Here is a 17722-nt window from a genome sequence, read left to right as displayed (position 1 = left end):
TGGTGAGAGAGGCGATCCTAATCTACAACCAGGAGCGCCCGCACCTGTCCTTGAAATACAAAACGCCCGATGCGGTGCATCGGGCGTTGGGGTGAAACAGGTGTAAACCTATTTCAGGACTAGACATGGCGAATTCAGATACCCATATTGCCCAGCGCCTGCACGATGTTGCGCAAGGTACCAGCAAGGGTCGGGTGCTCGATTTCGAAGCGCTCGACCGCCAGGTTCACATTATCGGACAAGCTTGAATCCTGGGTTTTGGTCTCAAGCTCAAGCTCAAGTTCGATCTGCTGCATCAGTACGTGCAGGTCTTCACGCTCCACTTCCGTCAGTGGCGGATTCTGTTCCAGTTGCTCGCGCAGAGTATTGAGCTGTTCTTGCAGTTCGCGGGCAGGCATGACGTTCTTCCTTTTATCGATAGGCACTGGCATAGACCGCAGCAGCGCGCCAAAGGTCTATGGCTTGCCTTTAGATTAATCCACTCGCGGGCAACCTGCATGCGTTGATCGTGGCGAGGCGGCAATCAGGGCTTTTCGCCCTTGAGCCGGCGCAGGCTGATGTCCGCCAGGCAAGTGTCGAGTTCGCCCAGGTGGTCGATCACCGAATGCACGCCCAGACCGAACAGTTGCACGGTGGCCTTACCGCGTTTGAGCTCGCGCTGCTGTGCGCTCAACGCTTGCCATTCATTCGGCGCCAGCCCGCACAGCGATCCGCAGGAGGCCAGGCCAATGGTCCACAAACCGGCGTTCAGGCCTGATTGCAGCAGCCGCGGCTCACCGCTCACCAGCACGCAGCCATCCAGTTGGGCAACGTTGAGGGCCATCAAGGCTTCCCAGCAGGCATGGGGTGACGGCCATGGATTGTTTGTTGCAAATTGTGTCGAGGGTTTGATCCATTCCGGCAGCGCGAGCGCCAGGGAGTGGCTGAGGGCAGGGGGCAGTTCATCGAGCCAGGCACAGGGGATTTGCTGTCGCTGCAAGCTGTGCAGACTGTCCAGGGCGCCAGGCGTGACTTCGGCATGCTCCCCTTGATGGTCGGCATGTTGGCGGGTGCGCGCGCCGAAATCCACCAGGCAGCCACTGAGGCCAAACAACACGGCGGTCAGGCGGGGCGCGGCGAGGGGCAAGGCTTCGGCGTGCGGCATTTCGGCATCCTTGAAATAGTACCGAGGCTATTGGACGCGGGTGACAGTTGAGTGACACTGCTGTTATCGACCGTAGGCCAGCTAGACTTGCGCGCGGGCTCACGGCGATACTGCCTAAAACGGCCTTTCCGTCTTATACTAGCCAGCTCAACGCTTGGGTCCAGAGCCCGCGTCAGTACAATCCAAGGAGTTTTTCTATGCGCTGGAGCAACCTTCTAGCTCAGCTGTGTGTGTGTTCCAGCGTGTTGCTGGTGCCTTTCGTTGCCCAGGCAGCCACGGAAGAAGACCCTTGGGAAAGCGTCAACCGCCCAATCTACAAATTCAACGACGTACTCGACACCTATGCGCTGAAGCCATTGGCCCAGGGTTATCAGTACGTGACGCCGCAGTTTGTCGAAGACGGCATTCACAACTTCTTCCGCAACATCGGTGACGTGCGCAATCTCGCCAACAATGTGCTGCAGGCCAAGCCGGCTGCAGCGGGCGTCGATACTGCGCGCCTGATCTTCAACACCACGTTTGGCCTGCTGGGCTTCATTGACGTCGGTACCCGCATGGGCCTTCAACGTAACGATGAAGACTTCGGCCAGACCCTGGGTTACTGGGGTGTCCCGAGTGGTCCGTACGTGATGCTGCCGTTGCTCGGCCCGAGCACCTTGCGCGATGCACCGGCCAAGTACCCGGACTCCTACGTCGGCGCCTATCGCTACGTCGACGACGTAGCCGTGCGTAACTCGTTCATGGCTCTGGATGTGGTCGATGCCCGCGCCAGCCTGCTGTCGGCCGAGAAGCTGATCAACGGCGACAAGTACGTGTTCATCCGTAACGCCTACCTGCAGAATCGTGAATTCAAGGTCAAGGATGGTCAGGTCGAAGACGATTTCTGATTTCGACCAGGCATAAAGAAAGGCGGCCATTGTGCCGCCTTTTTCATTATCCGGATCACGCAAACTCCAGGTTTTATGGGGCTGAGCATGCGTTTTGCGCACTGAGTGCTACCTAACATTGAGTTACGGTTTTACCGGTTCTTATAACTACTGGTCATTTGCCAGGTAAAGTCCTCAAGTGACCTTCGCCACGAGCTTGAAACGCCCAGCGGATGGGAGTACCGTCTGCGCCTTAGAGGGCACCTCTGGTGTGACCTGTGCGTAGGGCAAAAGCCCGAAACCGGCGCGTCAGAGAGGCTAGAAAGCGAATCCAGTAGCGAGAGCCGGGTCTGAACCCCGCCTGCTACGCCAACCTAATTCTGGCGCCGTTTGCCCACATGCCAAAAACCAGTGCCACGCTGCTGATAATCGATGATGACGAAGTAGTGCGCGCGAGTCTCGCCGCCTATTTGGAAGACAGTGGTTTCAGCGTCCTGCAGGCCAGCAATGGCCAGCAAGGTCTTCAGGTATTCGAGCAAGACAAGCCCGACCTGGTCATCTGCGATCTGCGCATGCCACAGATGGGCGGACTCGAACTTATCCGTCAGGTCACCGAGCGGTCTGCGCAAACCCCGGTCATTGTGGTTTCGGGTGCCGGCGTGATGAATGACGCGGTCGAGGCCCTGCGCCTGGGCGCCGCTGACTACCTGATCAAGCCTCTCGAAGATCTGGCCGTGCTCGAGCACTCCGTGCGCCGGGCCCTGGATCGCGCGCGCCTGCTGCTGGAGAACCAGCGCTACCGTGAGAAGCTGGAGAAGGCCAACCGCGAGCTGGCAGCCAGCCTCAACCTGCTGCAGGAAGACCAGAACGCCGGTCGCCAGGTGCAGATGAACATGCTGCCGGTCAGCCCCTGGACCGTCGATGAGTTCCAGTTCGCTCACCAAATCATCCCGTCGCTGTACCTGTCGGGTGATTTTGTCGACTATTTCCGTGTCGATGAGCGTCGGGTAGCCTTCTACCTGGCGGACGTTTCCGGTCACGGCGCTTCGTCAGCCTTCGTCACCGTGCTGTTGAAGTTCATGACCACGCGCTTGCTGTTCGAATCCAAGCGCAGCGGTACATTGCCGGAATTCAAGCCTTCAGAGGTGCTTGGTCATATCAACCGAGGCCTGATCAGTTGTAAGCTGGGTAAACACGTCACAATGGTCGGTGGAGTCATCGACGAGGAGACAGGTTTGTTGACCTATAGCATCGGTGGTCATTTGCCGTTGCCTGTGTTGTACACGCCAGACAGTGTGCGTTATCTGGAAGGGCGCGGTCTGCCGGTGGGCCTCTTCAATGAAGCCACCTACGAAGACCACGTACTGGAACTGCCACCGACCTTCAGCCTGACGCTGATGTCCGACGGCATCCTGGACCTTCTGCCAGAACCTACACTGAAGGAAAAAGAAGCGGCTTTGCCCCAGCGGGTCAAGGCAGCGGGCGGCACCCTGGATGGGTTGCGGCAGGTTTTTGGATTGGCCACGCTTGGGGAGATGCCGGATGATATCGCCCTGTTGGTGTTGAGCAGGAATCTTTAATGAGTACCGGTAGAATCCAGTTCGCCGAGCAGGACGGCACCTTCGTCCTGAAGTTCGTCGGTGAAGTTCGCCTGACCCTGTGTTCGGCGTTGGATGCGACTATTGAGCGGATCTTCACGGCGTTGAATTTCAACGCCATTGTGATCGACCTGACCGAGACCCGTAGCATCGACAGCACCACCCTTGGCCTGCTGGCCAAATTGTCGATCCTGTCGCGGCAAAAAGTCGGCCTGCTGCCGACCGTCGTCACCACCCACGAAGACATCACCCGTCTGCTGCAGTCCATGGGCTTCGAGCAGGTGTTCAACATCGTTGACCGCCCGATCCCGTGCCCTGAGTGCCTGACCGACCTGCCAGACCAGGATCAGTCGGAAGAAGTGGTGCGGATCAAAGTGCTGGAAGCGCACAAGATCCTCATGGGGCTCAACGACTCCAACCGTGAAGCCTTCCATGACCTGGTGAACGCGCTCGAGCGCCACTGATACTGTCAAATTCCCACACTGGAATTCACACACAAAAAAGGCGAACCCCTGAGGGTTCGCCTTTTTGCACTGCCTTGGACTAGATCACAGCTTGGCTTGCAGAAGCGCCTCAAGCTTTTCCTGATCCCGGGCAAACTGGCGAATCCCCTCAGCCAGCTTCTCCGTCGCCATTGCATCCTCGTTGGACAACCAACGGAACTGCGCTTCATTCAAGCTCAGGCGCGCTTCACCGGCATGCCCTGGGGCCAACTTGCGCTCCAGCTTGCCGTTGTCCGCAGCGAGTTTTTCCAGCAGCTCCGGGCTGATGGTCAGGCGATCACAGCCGGCCAGTTGCTCGATCTGGTTCAGGTTGCGGAAGCTCGCACCCATGACCACGGTCTTGTAGTCATTGGCCTTGTAGTAGTTGTAGATACGGGTCACCGACTGCACGCCCGGATCGTCCGCGCCGGTGTAGTCGCTGCCATTGGCTTTCTTGTACCAGTCGTAGATGCGGCCCACGAACGGCGAAATCAGGAACACGCCCGCGTCGGCACAGGCCGCTGCCTGAGCGAACGAGAACAGCAGGGTGAGGTTGGTCTGGATGCCTTCCTTCTCCAGCTTCTCGGCGGCACGAATGCCCTCCCAGGTGGAAGCGATTTTGATCAGCACGCGGTCACGGCCCACGCCTGCCTTGTCATAGAGCTCGATCAGACGGTGCGCGCGCTTCAATACCGCGTCAGTGTCGAACGACAGGCGCGCATCCACTTCAGTGGAAATCCGCCCCGGTACTACCTTGAGAATTTCCTGCCCGACCGCGACGCCAAAACGATCGCTCGCCAGCCCTACGTCACCTTTGCAGTCATGCACGCACGCATTCAACAACTCGGCATAACCGGAGATTGCGGCGGCTTTGAGCAGCAGCGAAGGGTTAGTGGTAGCGTCTACCGGCTTGACCCGGGCAATGGCTTCGAAGTCGCCAGTGTCGGCAACGACGGTGGTCATTTGTTTCAGTTGTTCCAGCTTGGAAGTCATGGGCGTGCTCTGTCCTTTGGATCTGATGACATTACCCGAGCGCTGACAGCCACTCAAGGGCGCGTGTACCTATCGAAGGCCCCAGCGGCAACAACCTGAAAACGGCTGTTTGAAAGGTGGGGCGCGGTGTTGATAAATACGATGCCGAAATGCGGAACTGGTTCAACCGGGCTGACCAAGCAGTAAAAGCCGTAGCAGCGCAGAAGCGCAGAAGCGTAGGAGCTGTCGAGTGAAACGAGGCTGCGATCTTTTAAAAACGGCTGCGATCAGCCCCCCCCCGCATCAACGCCCCTCCAGCAACTCCGCCGCCTGATCCAGCAACGCCAAGGGCTCCTTGGCCTTGTGAATATCCACCGACAACAACTGCCGAAACCTGCGCGCGCCAGGGAATCCCGTACCCAACCCCAGCACATGCCGGGTGATATGGTGCATCGACCCACCCGCAGCAATATGCGCCGCAATATACGGCCGCAACTGCGCCAGCGCCTCAGCCCGGCTGATCACCGGCGCAGTGCTGCCGAACAGCTGTTGATCCACCTCGGCCATCACATAAGGATTGTGATATGCCTCACGCCCCAGCATCACCCCGTCGAAGGTCTGCAAATGCTCATGGCAGGCCTCCAGCGTCTTGATCCCGCCATTAAGGATGATCTCCAGATCCGGGAAGTCAGTCTTCAGCTGCGCCGCCACGTCATAACGCAGCGGCGGAATATCGCGGTTCTCCTTCGGCGACAACCCCTCCAGGATCGCAATCCGCGCATGCACGGTAAAACTTGTGCACCCGGCATCCCGCACGGTGCCAACGAAGTCGCATAACTGCTCATAGCTGTCCCGGCCATTGATGCCGATCCGATGCTTCACCGTCACCGGAATCGACACCGCATCCCGCATCGCCTTCACACAATCCGCCACCAACTGCGGATGCCCCATCAGCACCGCGCCAATCATGTTGTTCTGCACCCGATCGCTCGGGCAGCCCACATTCAGGTTCACTTCGTCATAACCGTGCTCCTGGGCCATGCGTGCGCAGGCAGCGAGGTCCAGGGGGACGCTACCGCCCAGTTGCAGGGCCAGCGGGTGCTCGGCTTCATTGTGACGAAGGAACCGCTCGTGATCGCCGTTGAGGAGCGCGCCGGTGGTGACCATCTCGGTGTAGAGGAGGGCGTGTTTGGAGAGCAGACGCAGGAAGAAGCGGCAGTGGCGGTCTGTCCAATCCATCATGGGCGCGACGGAAAAGCGTCTAGACACTGTAGAGCCTGTATTTACCTGGGTTGTAGCAAGATTTTGTACCATTTTACTCTACGTGTTCTAGGTCGATTTCAGGGGGTAAAACGACGTTTTTTCAGGGTCGGGGGTACGATGTACCACTTCAAAACTGACGCGTACCACTTTTGAAATGGCGACTATCAGGGCAAGAAAACTGGCAGATGGGACTGTGAGCTACACGGCTCAGATCCGCATCAAGCGCGACGGAGTGCAAGTCTACCAAGAGACCCAGACCTTCGCCCGAAAACAGGCCGCCCAGGCGTGGGTGCGCAAGCGCGAGGCCGAGCTGGATCAGCCCGGCGCCATTGAACGAGCCAATCGCCAAGGCGCCACGGTGAAGGAAATGATCGATCGTTACCTGGTCGAAATGGAAAAAGCCCGCCCGCTGGGTAAAACCAAACGCGCAATCCTCAAGGCCATCAGCGAATCGTACCTGGGCAAACTCATGGACCAGAGCATCAACAGCCAGCAGTTGGTTGAGTATGCGCTCTGGCGCATGAGCAAAGAGGGCGGGGGGATAAAACCGCAGACAGCCGGCAATTACCTGGCGCACCTTGGCGCGGTGCTTTCCATTGCTCGCCCCGCATGGGGCTATGAGGTTAACCCGCATTCCATGAGCGACGCGCGAAAAGTCCTGAAAAAGCTGGGCTACAACATGTGCAGCCGCGAACGGGACCGCCCGAGGGTCCCACACACACAGCCGCCATAACACGCAATACCTTGTGCTCATTATTTATTGTGGGTACAGTAATGTCATGCAGATTACTTATGACCCAGCCAAAGACGCTCACAACGTTGAAGAGCGTGGACTCCCATTCTCCCAGGTGCGGGACTTTGAATGGTCTACGGCCTTGATCGTGGAGGATGATCGATTTGACTACGGCGAGTTCCGGTATCGGGCCATGGGGTACATAGGGGATCGACTGCATGTCGTGGTGTTCACCCCTCGGGGCGATGCGGTCCACGTCATCAGCTTTCGTAAAGCGAACAAACGGGAGGTCAAAAGCTATGACCAAGAAACTCAATCCTGAGATGGTCGATACGACAAACCCTGAGTGGTCGGCCAAAGATTTCGCCAAGGCCAAGCCAGCCAGCGACGTGCTGGCGGGATTGTTCGGCAAGGTCCAGGCAGAAGAAATGCTCAAGCCAAAGCGTGGTCGGCCAAAGTCGGTAGCCACTAAAGAACACGTCAATGTTCGCTTTGATGCTGAAGTGCTGGAGCAATTCAGAGCCTCTGGGCCTGGCTGGCAAACACGAATGAACGCCGCCTTGGCTGACTGGCTCAAGACGCACACACCAGATGAATTGAAGGCGTAGCCACCCAGGTTAATCACCAAGACAATGAGCCGCCCATGAGGCGGCTTTTTGCTATCTCTGCTCAAACGTTCAGAGCGAGAAGGCGCTCGGGTCGTTGTTTGGTATCCAGGGCGAAGGTGGCAATCCCCAGCCCCCCCAACCTACTTCCGAGACGTAGCCTTACCCACCGAAGCAACCGTTGCGCCACTGCAGTTAATATAAGGCGATGACTTCAACCAGCGCTGGTCCGGATAATAAGAAAACAACAACTGCCCATTTTTCATCGAGTCAATCAACGGGCGAGCAACGGCAGGTCTCACGGCCGGGCAGCCCAGGCTTCGACCAATCCGGCCGTTGGCGCGTGCCAGTACCGGGCTGACATATGGTGCACCGTGAATGACGATTGCCCGGTCAAACGCGTTATCGTTGAAGCCTGGTTCCAGGCCTTGCATGCGCAGGGAATAACCGTTCTGCCCGACGTAACTGGCTTGTGTGCGATACAACCCTAAACTGGTGGCGAAACTCTCGTTCTGGTTGGAAAAGTTGACCGCCATGTTCTCGCCGCTGTTACGGCCATGGGCGACCAGTTCACGAAACAGCAACTTTCTCTTTTTCAGATCGAACACCCACAGGCGTTGTTCGGTCGAAGGCAGGGAGTAATCGATGACTGCCAGGCGTTGGGCTGGAGCTGAACCCTGGGCCTGCGTACATTGTGAAGCACGTACTGCCAGGTTTATAACGGCGGCGTTGGCATCTGGAGCCGCTTTGACGAGGGCGGCGGCAAGCGAATCGGCGTAGGCTGCCGGTACTGAAAGGGATGTCAGCAGCAGGGCCGAGAGAAGCAGACGAATGCGAGCTGGCGCCATATAGATGTCTCATCGTGATAGGTTCGAGTCTAGCTGTTTGCGGGAAGCTAGCCGTTGAAATCGGGAGATTAAGGATTATCCATGGTGCAATTAACAAGGTTATTCGTCATAAGCCGCGTCTTTTTTATGGTCTTTCTGATCAGCGGTGCTGCGCATGGAGAAAATTCGTCGAACGAGGGGACAATTGCTCCCATCATCCAAAGGGATGCGGCAGCGGATGACAACGTCGGGCAGGCGATCCAGGCGCACCTTTCGCCCCTGACGACATCTTTTCCTCCTTTACTGACTGCGCCGCGGCATAAGCGGGTCGATGTCAGCCGCATGGTCCTGGATTTCTACTCCCATCGCGGCTATCGCGCGGCGTGGACCAACGAAGGCGATACCGTGCAATTGTTTGCCAGCTTGCGGGCCACTCAGGTCGATGGCTTGAACCCGGCGGATTTTCATATCGACGAGTTGGCCGCGTCGCGGACATTGATGCAGGCTGATTCGGCGACACCTGAACAGCGAGCGGCATTCGATGTTGCGGCCACTCATACTTTTCTCACGGCATTGCTGCAGTTGCGTCGCGGCAAGGTCGATCCTTCCCGATTGGATATCCATTGGAATTTCGACCCTGCGGACGTCGATCCCCGGGAAGACGTGAATAAATTCTTCATCGCCCTGGATGCCCATGACGTGGCTGGCGCCTTTGCCCAGGCGCCACCGCAAGAGGCGGTGTATCGCGGCTTGCGCGAAGGCCTGGCGCAGTTGCGCAAGGTGCACGACGTGGGTGGCTGGCCAAAAGTGGCCGAAGGTCAATCGCTCAAGCCGGGCATGGATGACCCTGCCGTCGCCCAGTTGCGGGCCAGGTTGGTCGCCGGTGGTTTTCTCGAACCGCGCCTGGCCCGTGGAGCCAAATATGACGGCGCAGTGATTGCGGCAGTGAAGAAATATCAGGCCGAGCAGTACCTGGGGGCTGATGGTGTGGCCGGGGCGACCACGCTGGCGGCGCTGAATGTGTCGGTCGACGCGCGCATCGATCAGGTCCGGGTGAACATGGAGCGGGCGCGCTGGCTGCTGTACAAGCTGCAAGGCACCTTCGTGATTGTTGATATCGCCGGGTATAAAGTCGCGATGTACCGCGACGGCAAGCCCATCTGGCGCTCGCGGGTGCAGGTGGGCAAGCCGTTCCGTAACACGCCGGTGTTCCAGTCCGAGATCACCTATGTCACGTTCAACCCGACCTGGACGGTGCCCCCCACCATCCTCAAGGAAGACGTGATCCCCAAGATCCAGAGGAATCCCGGGTATCTCGCCGCCAACCACATTCGCGTGATCGATCGCGAGGGTGCGGTGCTGGATCCGTCGAGCGTCGACTGGAGCAACCCGCGTGGCGTCAGCCTGCGCCAGGATGCGGGGCCCGACAGTTCGCTGGGGCAGGTGGTGATTCGTTTTCCCAACGACTATGCGATTTATTTGCACGACACGCCCCATCGCGAGTTGTTCTCCAAGTCGATGCGCGCCACCAGTTCCGGCTGCATTCGCGTGGAAAACCCGTTGCAGCTGGTCGAACTGTTGTTCAACGATCCGGTGCGCTGGGACAGTGCCGGCATCCAGAAACAGTTGGCCAAGGGCAAGACCGAAAATATTCGGCTGCCGGTGAAGGTGCCGGTGCTGTTGGCGTACTGGACGGTAGACCTGAGTAATGACGGGCGAGTGACGTTCAAGCCCGATGTGTACGGCTACGATTCGGCTGTCCTGCGGGGGTTGAACCTGCCCTCCAAGTTACCGATTCTGGATTTGCTGCGGGCAGGAGCTCCCGCCGTGGTGCTCAACCCGAAATAAGGGGGGTGAATATGGATGTTGCGCAAAAAACCACGGAACTGGTCAAGAGTCTGGTCCAGGTGCATGACCTGGATGAGTGTCGCAATATAAGTAACGGGGCGGTGTTTATCATCGCCTCGGGTGCGTCAGCCAAGGACTTTCCTCTCAAGAAGTATGCTGACGTGCCGATGATTACCATGAACGGTGCGATATCGATGTTCATCGGCACCGGCATCAAACCGTACTTTTTCATGTGCTCGGATGACGCGTTCTACAGGGAGCAGCCGCGTCTGTTCGCTGAAGCCATGCGCTTGAGCCAGCGGGTTGCGGTGACGCAAAGTCACGCTTATTACCAGGCGCTCAACCCCAAGGGGGAGCTGTACCTGTTGACTCGTGCTCCCAGGCTGTCATGGCTGGGGCTGCTGGGCCGGCGTGACAGGGAACTGATCCGAAGCCGCAAGCTGGGGGCAGGGCGTAATCGCAGCCTGGGTTTCAGCAAGAATCTTAAGCGTGGTTTTTTTGATGCGCGCACGGTGGCTTATGTGGCCCTGCAGGTTGCTTATCACCTGGGTTTTTCCAAGGTGTTCCTGGTGGGTGTCGATCTGAATCAATCAGTGAAACGCTTCTACGAGACTCCGGGGGCCTTGGTTTCGCCTTGCACGCTGGATGAGCATTTCCACACCCGGATCCTGCCGTCGTTCAAGATTCTGTCGAAATACGTGATGAATCCGGACTTCCAGGTCTACAACCTGTCCAGCACTTCGAGGATCCCTGCTGAACTGGTACCCCGTGTGACCTTTGAAGATGTCGACAGAATGATCGGCGCCTGACGCGCCTTTCCCAGGATGAGTTTTCTTGCCAATTCCCATGTATGACCACCAGCCCAGCTCCGGCCGGCCGCTGAAACGAATGCCGCTGCTCAAGGCGGCGGTGCTGTTCATCGTAGCCGTTTGCCTGACCCTTGTGGGTTTGCTGTACCTGCAACTGGACCAGTCACGCCGTTACGATCTGGAACAGGCGCAAGTGGCGTCGCAGAATCTGACCCGTGCCATGGCACAGCAGGCTGAAGATACCTTCATGAAGGCTGACCTGGTGTTGAGCAGCCTGGCCGACTGGATTCAGGCTGACGGCTACGGCGCTGCGCAAGTGCCAAGGCTGCAGAGGGCCTTCGCCCGGCGAGTGGCGGCGCTGAATCAGCTGCACGGCATTTTCCTGTTCGACCGCCAGGGGCAATGGGTGGTGACGTCGTTCGAAGACCTGCCCCGTGGCAAGGGCGTGGCGGATCGAGACTACTTCAAGTTCCACCAGCAGAACATTTCTTCGCGGGCGCACATTGGCCCGGCGATTCGCAGTCGCGAGAATGGCGAGTGGATCATTCCGCTGTCCAAGCGGGTAAACGACAAGGATGGCAAGTTCCTGGGCGTGTTGATGGCCGGGATCAAGATGTCGTATTTCGACCAGTTCTTCAAAAGCTTCAGCATCGATGACAACGGCTCGATGTTCCTCGCCATGACCGATGGCACCCTGCTGGCGCGCAGGCCTTTCGTGGAAGCGCAGATTGGCTCGAGCCTGGCCCAGGGGGAAATCTTCCAGAAATGGCTGCCCGGTGCGTCTTCCGGCAATGCCATGGTGAGCTCGATGGTGGACGGCGTGATACGCCTGCACGGTTACCGGCAGCTGGACGCCTATCCGCTGGTGGTGTCCGCGGCTTCTTCGCAAACGGCGATTCTCAAGCGCTGGTCAGACACCGCATTCCAGTCCAGCATGATCGTCGGCCTGGTGGTGCTGGGCGTTTGCCTGTTCGGTTGGGTGTTCATCCATCAGGTGCGCAATGGCGAGCGCATCGAGGCGGATTTGCGCGCGGCCCAGGAAACGCTGGAGCTGATCGCCACCCACGACAGCCTGACGGGGCTGGCCAATCGAAGGTTGTTCGAGCGCGCGCTGGACATCGAGTTCGGGCGTGGGGCCCGGCAAGCCAGTCCGCTGAGCCTGATCATGCTCGACATCGATTTTTTCAAGCGCTACAACGATACCTACGGTCACGTTGTCGGTGACCATTGCCTGGCTGAAGTGGCGGGTGCGGTGAAAGCATGCTGTCAGCGCAAGGCTGATCTTGCGGTGCGTTATGGCGGGGAGGAATTCGCGGTACTGCTGCCTGACACCGATCTGCGCGGGGCTAAGATTATCGCAGAGGAAATTCGCCAAAGAGTCATGGGCAAGAACATCACCCATACCGAATCGCCCACGGGATACATCACCGTGAGCCTGGGGTGCTACTCGTTCGTGCCAAACGGGCGCGACAGTATCGAAGTGTTTATCGGGCGCGCGGATGCAGCCCTGTATCAAGCCAAACATTCCGGCCGCAACCGGGTGGCGGTGCTTTCGATGGAAGGCGCCGAAGAGGCGTTGATACGCTCAGATCGTTGATACAGCGTTTGTACGGTCAGGGCAACGCAGGCAGTCGAGTTCATCGGCTGCCTTTACGCGTTCAGCTGCCCGTGCCACCGCCCGCACCGCCCGTGCCACCACCCGGAGCCCCGGTGCCGCCGCCTGCACCCGAGCCGCTGGTGCCGCCATTGGTGCCGGTGCCGCCGCCGGTACTGCTGCCGCTGCCGCTGCCGCTGCCGGTGGATGGGGTCGAGCTACTGTTGCTGCCACCCGAGGTGCCGGAAGGCATGCCAGGGTTGTTATTGGGGGACATGGTCGAGCCACCGACGGATCCCGATTTGGTCCCGGTAGCGTCAGCTCCATCGCCGGACGCCGCATAGGCACCCAGTGACGCCACGGACATCAACCCGGCCAGAAGCAGTGAGGAGATCTTGAGATTTTTCATGGTACGTCTCCAAAAATGAGTCGTTACCTGATGTTGGGGTGGCGCGGGAGGGGGTTGGTGCCGATTGGATGACGAGTGGTCGTGAGGTGAGCGCAGCGGACAGGTACCAACCCATTCCGACGCAACCCCGCAAAAAGCCAGCTGTCACAACCTTGGAAACCACGCCGTCCACTTTGCCAGCAGGAGCGCCGGCCCATGAAAAAATTGCGAATCGCCACGTTCAACGTCAATGGCATGCGCGCCCGTTTGCCGAACCTGCTCGCCTGGCTCGAGCGCGAGCAACCGGACGTTGTCTGCCTGCAGGAGCTCAAGTCAGTGGACAGCGCTTTTCCCGCTGCCGAGCTTGAAGCTGCCGGATATGGCGCGATCTGGCAGGGCCAGTCGTCGTGGAACGGGGTAGCGATCCTGGCGCGGGATGCGCAACCGCTGGAAAGCCGGCGCGGGTTGCCAGGCGATGACAGCGACACGCACAGCCGCTACATCGAGGCCGCCGTGCACGGGGTGTTGGTGGGGTGTCTTTACTTGCCTAATGGCAACCCGCAGCCCGGGCCCAAATTTGATTACAAGCTGGCCTGGTTCGAGCGATTGATCGCCTATGCCAAGGACCTTCAGGCCAGCGACCATCCGGTGGTGCTGGCCGGGGATTACAACGTAGTGCCCACCGACATGGATATCTATAACCCGCGCTCCTGGCTCAAGGATGCCTTGCTGCAGCCGGAAAGTCGCGAGTGTTACCAGCGCCTGCTCGAGCAGGGCTGGACCGATTCCCTGCGTCATCTCTACCCGGAAGATCGGCTCTATACCTTCTGGGATTACTTCCGCCAGCACTGGCAAAAGAACTCGGGCCTGCGCATCGACCACCTGTTGCTCAACCCGGCGTCGAGTCCTTACCTGGAGGAGGCTGGCGTGGACGCCTGGGTGCGCAATGAACCCCACGCCAGCGACCATGCCCCGACCTGGATTCGCCTGGGCTCACGCAAGCGTCGTTGATTTCAAAAAAGGCTGATTGGGGAAATCAATTGTTGGTCCGGGGCGTTTTTGGCCTATACCTGTGGCCCATCGGCGGAGCGATCCGCAGCACCCGTACAGGACTGAGCAATGAGCGAGACACGCCTGAGCAACCTTGCGCACTACCTGCAACTTCTAGGTTTCGAAGCACCGCCCGCGCCGACACTCGATACCTTGCGTCAGCTGCAACTGCGTCACACCGGCGTGTTCCCGTTCGAAAACCTGGCGACGCTGGCGGGAGAACCGGTGCTGATCGACTTGCCGTCCATCGAGCGAAAACTGCTGCAGGAACAGCGTGGCGGCTATTGCTACGAACTCAACCACATCTTTTTCGTGTTGCTCCAAGAGCTCGGCTTCGATGTTCAGGGCATTACCGGTCGGGTGGTAATGGGCCAGCCCGAAGGCGCCTGGACCGCCCGCACTCACCGTTTGAGCCTGGTGCACCTGGACGGCGTGCGCTACATCATCGACGTTGGCTTCGGCGGCATGGTGCCCACTGCGCCACTGCTACTCGACTCCAGGGCCGAGCAGCCCACGCCCCACGAACCCTACCGGATCGACCAGCATAAGGATGGCTTTACCTTGCGCGCCAAGGTCGGGGATGAATGGCGGCCGATGTACATCTTCGACCTGCAGCGCCAGGAGGACGTCGATTACGCCGTCGGCAACTGGTACGTCTCGACTCATCCAGACTCGTCTTTCTCAAGGCAACTGATGGTGGCGCGGACCGGGGATGGCTGGCGGCGCACGCTCAACAACGGCAGTTTTGCCATCCATCGAACCGGCCATGCCAGCGATCGGCATGAAGTGGCTGATGTCGCAGAACTCATCGACTTGCTACAGCTCGAGTTCGGCATTCGGCTGCCAGCGCATGCGGGATTGAGGCAAACCTTGGCCCGCCTGGTGAGCGGCGCTTAGAGGCCGTACTTCCAGCCTCAGTAAGTGACCGAGCTGATCGCCTTCAGCGACCGGCTCAGGTTTTGAGCACTCGCGGGATCTCGCTCAACGCCTGAAAGCTAAAAAACAGCGGGGGGCGAGAGAGCTGTCAGGCGAAAAATAGTGAAGGAATTTTTCTGGTGGAGCCCAGTGCAAACAAGGGTGGGATGGACATGTGTCCATAATTTGACTGGTGAGTTGTATACAACTCTATAGACATTTGTCCTGAGTCTTGCATACAGTGTGCGCATAACAAAAAACCAGGGAACCCCCCAATCATGAAAACGCCCCATGTTTCACACCAACGGCCTGAGGATGAAAACCTTGGGATCGGCGCGAATATGGCTTATGGCCTGCAACACGTTCTGACCATGTACGGCGGCATCGTTGCGGTGCCGTTGATTATCGGACAGGCGGCCGGGCTGTCGCCGGCGGACATCGGTTTGTTGATTGCTGCGTCACTGTTTGCAGGGGGCCTGGCAACGTTGCTGCAGACCCTTGGTTTACCGTTTTTTGGCTGCCAGTTGCCGCTGGTCCAGGGCGTCTCGTTTTCCGGCGTCGCGACCATGGTGGCGATTGTCAGCAGCGGCGGGGAGGGCGGGTTCCAGTCGATCCTGGGGGCGGTAATTGCCGCGTCGTTGATTGGGTTACTGATAACTCCGGTGTTCTCGCGTATCACCAAGTTCTTCCCGCCGCTGGTGACCGGCATCGTGATCACCACCATCGGCCTGACGCTGATGCCGGTGGCCGCGCGCTGGGCCATGGGGGGCAACAGTCACGCGCCTGACTTCGGCAGCATGGCCAACATCGGTTTGGCGGCAGTGACGCTGGTGCTGGTATTGCTGCTGAGCAAGGTCGGCAGCGCGACCATCTCCCGCTTGTCGATCCTGCTGGCCATGGTGATCGTCACGGTCATCGCGGTGTTCCTTGGCATGGCAGACTTTTCGTCCGTGACCCAGGGCCCGATGTTCGGTTTCCCGACACCGTTCCACTTCGGCATGCCGACGTTCCACTTCGCCGCGATCCTGTCGATGTGCATTGTGGTCATGGTGACGCTGGTGGAAACCTCGGCGGACATTCTCGCCGTGGGCGAAATCATCGAGACCAAGGTCGACTCCAAGCGCCTGGGCAACGGTCTGCGCGCGGACATGCTGTCGAGCATGATCGCGCCGATCTTTGGCTCGTTCACCCAAAGCGCATTCGCCCAGAACGTCGGGCTGGTGGCGGTGACCGGAATCAAGAGTCGCTTCGTGGTAGCGACGGGCGGGTTGTTCCTGGTGATCCTCGGCCTGCTGCCGTTCATGGGGCGGGTGATTGCCGCAGTGCCGACCTCTGTGCTCGGCGGTGCCGGTATTGTGCTGTTCGGCACCGTGGCGGCCAGTGGCATTCGGACGCTGTCCAAGGTTGATTACCGCAACAACGTCAACCTGATCATCGTTGCCACCTCGATCGGTTTCGGCATGATCCCCATCGCTGCGCCCAACTTCTATGACCAATTCCCGAGCTGGTTTGCGACCATCTTCCACTCGGGCATCAGCTCGTCGGCGATCATGGCCATCGTGCTGAACCTGGCGTTCAACCACCTGACGGCGGGCAACTCCGACCAGCAGTCGGTGTTCGCTGCGGGTACCGAGCGGGTGTTGCGTTATCAGGACCTGGCCGCATTGCGTGAAGGCGATTACTTCAGCGATGGCAAGCTGCACGACTGCGATGGCAAGGAGATTCCGGTGGTGGAGGTTGACCATGGGCATGGAGAATCGCGACCGGTGCAGGCCAAGACGGGTGAGCATGTCTGAATCATGCAGGAGCTCGCTCCTGCAACAGACTTAAGCCCACAAAAAAGCCCCTGAATCTTTCGATTCAGGGGCTTTTCAGTTCTTGCTGTCTGGCTCCACGACCTGGACTCGAACCAGGGACCCAGTGATTAACAGTCACTTGCTCTACCAACTGAGCTATCGCGGAATGGCGTGTATGTTACTGATTCAAAAAGAGAAGTCAAGCACCTGTGGTTAAATTCGACAATTCGTCGAGACCTGCGGTGGTTTTTCCGACTTTGGCGGTTACCAGAATCCCCTCAGGGGTCTACCATGGCCGCCCGGAAGCGGTTACACGCGCTGCCGGCCATTCGCCGAAAAGGTACGCGCCATGAATCACCCAGTTTTCACCTGTCCAGCCAACGGGGTGTTCGCATGAGCATCGCCCAGATCAGCCTGCCAAAAGGCGTTGGCCCACACGCTGAAAAGCTGTTCGACGCCATCACCCAGGCCAGCACCGCCGAAGAATTGAACCGTGCGGGCGGCAAGGCCGAAGGTTTCGTTCTCGGCCTGGAAAGCACCAAGGCCATCAAGAGCCAGGTCGCCGAATCGCTCTACGTCGCTTATGACGATGCCGCCAGTCAGCGGGCTGGCGAACTGGTTTAACCGCCGAAGGTAAATGTGCCAAGCATCAGCTTGCCATACACCATCGTCACCGCCAGTTGCACCAGCCACAGGGCCAGGCCGCCGAGAAACACACCGGCGGCCACTTGCAGCACCAGGTTGTTGCCGCGTTTGGCCGCAGGGCGAGGGACGAAATGGTCCAGTTCATCCAGGTCATCGCGCTCGGCGCGCAGGTCATCATTTTTCATCT

Annotated in this window: 19 protein-coding genes, 1 tRNA gene and 1 pseudogene; 13 read left to right on the top strand and 8 right to left on the bottom strand. The window is 58.9% G+C overall.

From position 1 onward, the window contains the following. Positions 1–134: 134 nt before the first annotated feature. Complete coding sequence (locus tag IMW75_RS16940) at positions 135–398, bottom strand: DUF4404 family protein (protein WP_045062476.1); 264 nt, start codon at positions 396–398, stop codon at positions 135–137. A 125-nt stretch (positions 399–523) separates the two neighbouring features. Next, the gene (locus IMW75_RS16935; RefSeq protein ID WP_045062479.1) at positions 524–1144 is read right to left on the bottom strand and encodes an HAD superfamily inactivated hydrolase PcrP; all 621 of its coding nucleotides are present in this window, start codon (positions 1142–1144) and stop codon (positions 524–526) included. A 197-nt stretch (positions 1145–1341) separates the two neighbouring features. On the opposite strand from IMW75_RS16935, the gene IMW75_RS16930 reads away from it, so the two are divergent. From IMW75_RS16930 to rssC, 3 genes are all read left to right on the top strand, one after another. Continuing rightward, positions 1342–2031 (top strand): MlaA family lipoprotein, encoded by a 690-nt coding sequence (locus IMW75_RS16930; protein ID WP_045062482.1) that lies wholly within the window; start codon positions 1342–1344, stop codon positions 2029–2031. A gap of 377 nt (positions 2032–2408) precedes the next feature. Then, a complete protein-coding gene (rssB, locus tag IMW75_RS16925) occupies positions 2409–3590 on the top strand; it encodes a two-component system response regulator RssB (RefSeq protein ID WP_045062484.1) in 1182 nt (393 codons plus the stop codon). Next, entirely contained in the window at positions 3590–4072 is a 483-nt protein-coding gene (gene rssC / locus IMW75_RS16920; protein WP_007935262.1) for an anti-sigma factor antagonist RssC, read from the top strand. The genes rssB and rssC overlap by 1 nt, the downstream gene beginning before the upstream one ends. A gap of 84 nt (positions 4073–4156) precedes the next feature. Here rssC and tal read toward each other — a convergent pair whose 3' ends face one another. Together tal and dusA are read right to left on the bottom strand one after the other, a co-directional pair. Beyond that, positions 4157–5083: a transaldolase gene (tal, locus tag IMW75_RS16915; protein ID WP_045062488.1), complete on the bottom strand. Its 927-nt coding sequence runs from the start codon at positions 5081–5083 to the stop codon at positions 4157–4159. A 282-nt stretch (positions 5084–5365) separates the two neighbouring features. Further along, positions 5366–6376 (bottom strand): tRNA dihydrouridine(20/20a) synthase DusA, encoded by a 1011-nt coding sequence (gene dusA, locus IMW75_RS16910; protein WP_205893248.1) that lies wholly within the window; start codon positions 6374–6376, stop codon positions 5366–5368. A gap of 103 nt (positions 6377–6479) precedes the next feature. Here dusA and IMW75_RS16905 point away from each other — a divergent pair. From IMW75_RS16905 to IMW75_RS16895, 3 genes and pseudogenes are all read left to right on the top strand, one after another. Further along, a pseudogene (locus IMW75_RS16905) lies at positions 6480–7028 on the top strand (site-specific integrase); the annotation flags it as partial. Between the two features lie 76 nt (positions 7029–7104). Beyond that, positions 7105–7380, top strand: coding sequence for a BrnT family toxin (locus tag IMW75_RS16900; protein WP_205893245.1), 276 nt, complete (start codon positions 7105–7107; stop codon positions 7378–7380). Beyond that, on the top strand, positions 7358–7666 hold the full coding sequence (locus IMW75_RS16895) for a BrnA antitoxin family protein (protein ID WP_205893243.1): 309 nt from the start codon (positions 7358–7360) through the stop codon (positions 7664–7666). The genes IMW75_RS16900 and IMW75_RS16895 overlap by 23 nt, the downstream gene beginning before the upstream one ends. A 140-nt stretch (positions 7667–7806) precedes the next feature. Here the strand turns inward: IMW75_RS16895 and IMW75_RS16890 are convergent, their stop codons facing one another. Further along, positions 7807–8511, bottom strand: a complete 705-nt coding sequence (locus tag IMW75_RS16890; protein ID WP_045057773.1) for a murein L,D-transpeptidase catalytic domain family protein — start codon at positions 8509–8511, stop codon at positions 7807–7809. An 81-nt stretch (positions 8512–8592) separates the two neighbouring features. Here IMW75_RS16890 and IMW75_RS16885 point away from each other — a divergent pair, with 81 nt between their 5' ends. From IMW75_RS16885 to IMW75_RS16875, 3 genes are read left to right on the top strand one after another with little or no spacing between them, the layout of a single operon-like run. Next, the gene (locus IMW75_RS16885) at positions 8593–10338 is read left to right on the top strand and encodes a L,D-transpeptidase family protein (RefSeq protein ID WP_205893241.1); all 1746 of its coding nucleotides are present in this window, start codon (positions 8593–8595) and stop codon (positions 10336–10338) included. An 11-nt stretch (positions 10339–10349) separates the two neighbouring features. Then, the gene (locus IMW75_RS16880; protein ID WP_205893239.1) at positions 10350–11147 is read left to right on the top strand and encodes a lipopolysaccharide biosynthesis protein; all 798 of its coding nucleotides are present in this window, start codon (positions 10350–10352) and stop codon (positions 11145–11147) included. Positions 11148–11172: 25 nt separating this feature from the next. Then, positions 11173–12744 carry a sensor domain-containing diguanylate cyclase gene (locus IMW75_RS16875; RefSeq protein ID WP_414704650.1) on the top strand — a complete coding sequence of 524 codons (1572 nt, stop codon included), beginning with the start codon at positions 11173–11175 and terminating at the stop codon, positions 12742–12744. Positions 12745–12805: 61 nt separating this feature from the next. Here the strand turns inward: IMW75_RS16875 and IMW75_RS16870 are convergent, their stop codons facing one another. Next, entirely contained in the window at positions 12806–13150 is a 345-nt protein-coding gene (locus IMW75_RS16870; protein WP_205893237.1) for a hypothetical protein, read from the bottom strand. A 195-nt stretch (positions 13151–13345) separates the two neighbouring features. On the opposite strand from IMW75_RS16870, the gene IMW75_RS16865 reads away from it, so the two are divergent. The 3 genes from IMW75_RS16865 to IMW75_RS16855 all read left to right on the top strand — a co-directional run bounded on the left by IMW75_RS16865 (position 13346) and on the right by IMW75_RS16855 (position 16890). Beyond that, on the top strand, positions 13346–14140 hold the full coding sequence (locus tag IMW75_RS16865; RefSeq protein ID WP_205893235.1) for an exodeoxyribonuclease III: 795 nt from the start codon (positions 13346–13348) through the stop codon (positions 14138–14140). 108 nt (positions 14141–14248) lie between these two features. Continuing rightward, the gene (locus tag IMW75_RS16860) at positions 14249–15076 is read left to right on the top strand and encodes an arylamine N-acetyltransferase family protein (RefSeq protein WP_205893234.1); all 828 of its coding nucleotides are present in this window, start codon (positions 14249–14251) and stop codon (positions 15074–15076) included. A 296-nt stretch (positions 15077–15372) separates the two neighbouring features. Further along, positions 15373–16890, top strand: a complete 1518-nt coding sequence (locus tag IMW75_RS16855) for a nucleobase:cation symporter-2 family protein (RefSeq protein ID WP_205893232.1) — start codon at positions 15373–15375, stop codon at positions 16888–16890. A 90-nt stretch (positions 16891–16980) separates the two neighbouring features. On the opposite strand, the gene IMW75_RS16850 is transcribed toward IMW75_RS16855, so the two are convergent. Further along, positions 16981–17056 (bottom strand) — tRNA-Asn (locus IMW75_RS16850). Between the two features lie 227 nt (positions 17057–17283). Here IMW75_RS16850 and IMW75_RS16845 point away from each other — a divergent pair. Next, positions 17284–17514 (top strand): hypothetical protein, encoded by a 231-nt coding sequence (locus IMW75_RS16845; RefSeq protein WP_045057788.1) that lies wholly within the window; start codon positions 17284–17286, stop codon positions 17512–17514. Here the strand turns inward: IMW75_RS16845 and IMW75_RS16840 are convergent. Further along, on the bottom strand, positions 17511–17720 hold the full coding sequence (locus IMW75_RS16840) for a hypothetical protein (protein WP_045057781.1): 210 nt from the start codon (positions 17718–17720) through the stop codon (positions 17511–17513). The two genes, IMW75_RS16845 and IMW75_RS16840, sit on opposite strands and share 4 nt — an antisense overlap. Positions 17721–17722 lie beyond the last annotated feature (2 nt).

This window comes from Pseudomonas gregormendelii (genome assembly GCF_017114825.1).
Classification (GTDB): domain Bacteria; phylum Pseudomonadota; class Gammaproteobacteria; order Pseudomonadales; family Pseudomonadaceae; genus Aquipseudomonas; species Aquipseudomonas gregormendelii.
Note: the sequence above shows the minus strand (reverse complement) of the source record. Positions and strands in the feature narration are given on the sequence as shown.

Excerpts from the sequence above, each read along its gene's own strand:
- IMW75_RS16940 (WP_045062476.1), bottom strand. The coding sequence starts at position 398 with ATGCCTGCCCGCGAACTGCAAGAACAGCTCAATACTCTGCGCGAGCAA.
- IMW75_RS16935 (WP_045062479.1), bottom strand. The coding sequence starts at position 1,144 with ATGCCGCACGCCGAAGCCTTGCCCCTCGCCGCGCCCCGCCTGACCGCC.
- IMW75_RS16930 (WP_045062482.1), top strand. The coding sequence starts at position 1,342 with ATGCGCTGGAGCAACCTTCTAGCTCAGCTGTGTGTGTGTTCCAGCGTG.
- rssB (WP_045062484.1), top strand. The coding sequence starts at position 2,409 with ATGCCAAAAACCAGTGCCACGCTGCTGATAATCGATGATGACGAAGTA.
- rssC (WP_007935262.1), top strand. The coding sequence starts at position 3,590 with ATGAGTACCGGTAGAATCCAGTTCGCCGAGCAGGACGGCACCTTCGTC.
- tal (WP_045062488.1), bottom strand. The coding sequence starts at position 5,083 with ATGACTTCCAAGCTGGAACAACTGAAACAAATGACCACCGTCGTTGCC.
- dusA (WP_205893248.1), bottom strand. The coding sequence starts at position 6,376 with ATGGTACAAAATCTTGCTACAACCCAGGTAAATACAGGCTCTACAGTG.
- IMW75_RS16900 (WP_205893245.1), top strand. The coding sequence starts at position 7,105 with ATGCAGATTACTTATGACCCAGCCAAAGACGCTCACAACGTTGAAGAG.
- IMW75_RS16895 (WP_205893243.1), top strand. The coding sequence starts at position 7,358 with ATGACCAAGAAACTCAATCCTGAGATGGTCGATACGACAAACCCTGAG.
- IMW75_RS16890 (WP_045057773.1), bottom strand. The coding sequence starts at position 8,511 with ATGGCGCCAGCTCGCATTCGTCTGCTTCTCTCGGCCCTGCTGCTGACA.
- IMW75_RS16885 (WP_205893241.1), top strand. The coding sequence starts at position 8,593 with ATGGTGCAATTAACAAGGTTATTCGTCATAAGCCGCGTCTTTTTTATG.
- IMW75_RS16880 (WP_205893239.1), top strand. The coding sequence starts at position 10,350 with ATGGATGTTGCGCAAAAAACCACGGAACTGGTCAAGAGTCTGGTCCAG.
- IMW75_RS16870 (WP_205893237.1), bottom strand. The coding sequence starts at position 13,150 with ATGAAAAATCTCAAGATCTCCTCACTGCTTCTGGCCGGGTTGATGTCC.
- IMW75_RS16865 (WP_205893235.1), top strand. The coding sequence starts at position 13,346 with ATGAAAAAATTGCGAATCGCCACGTTCAACGTCAATGGCATGCGCGCC.
- IMW75_RS16860 (WP_205893234.1), top strand. The coding sequence starts at position 14,249 with ATGAGCGAGACACGCCTGAGCAACCTTGCGCACTACCTGCAACTTCTA.
- IMW75_RS16855 (WP_205893232.1), top strand. The coding sequence starts at position 15,373 with ATGAAAACGCCCCATGTTTCACACCAACGGCCTGAGGATGAAAACCTT.
- IMW75_RS16845 (WP_045057788.1), top strand. The coding sequence starts at position 17,284 with ATGAGCATCGCCCAGATCAGCCTGCCAAAAGGCGTTGGCCCACACGCT.
- IMW75_RS16840 (WP_045057781.1), bottom strand. The coding sequence starts at position 17,720 with ATGAAAAATGATGACCTGCGCGCCGAGCGCGATGACCTGGATGAACTG.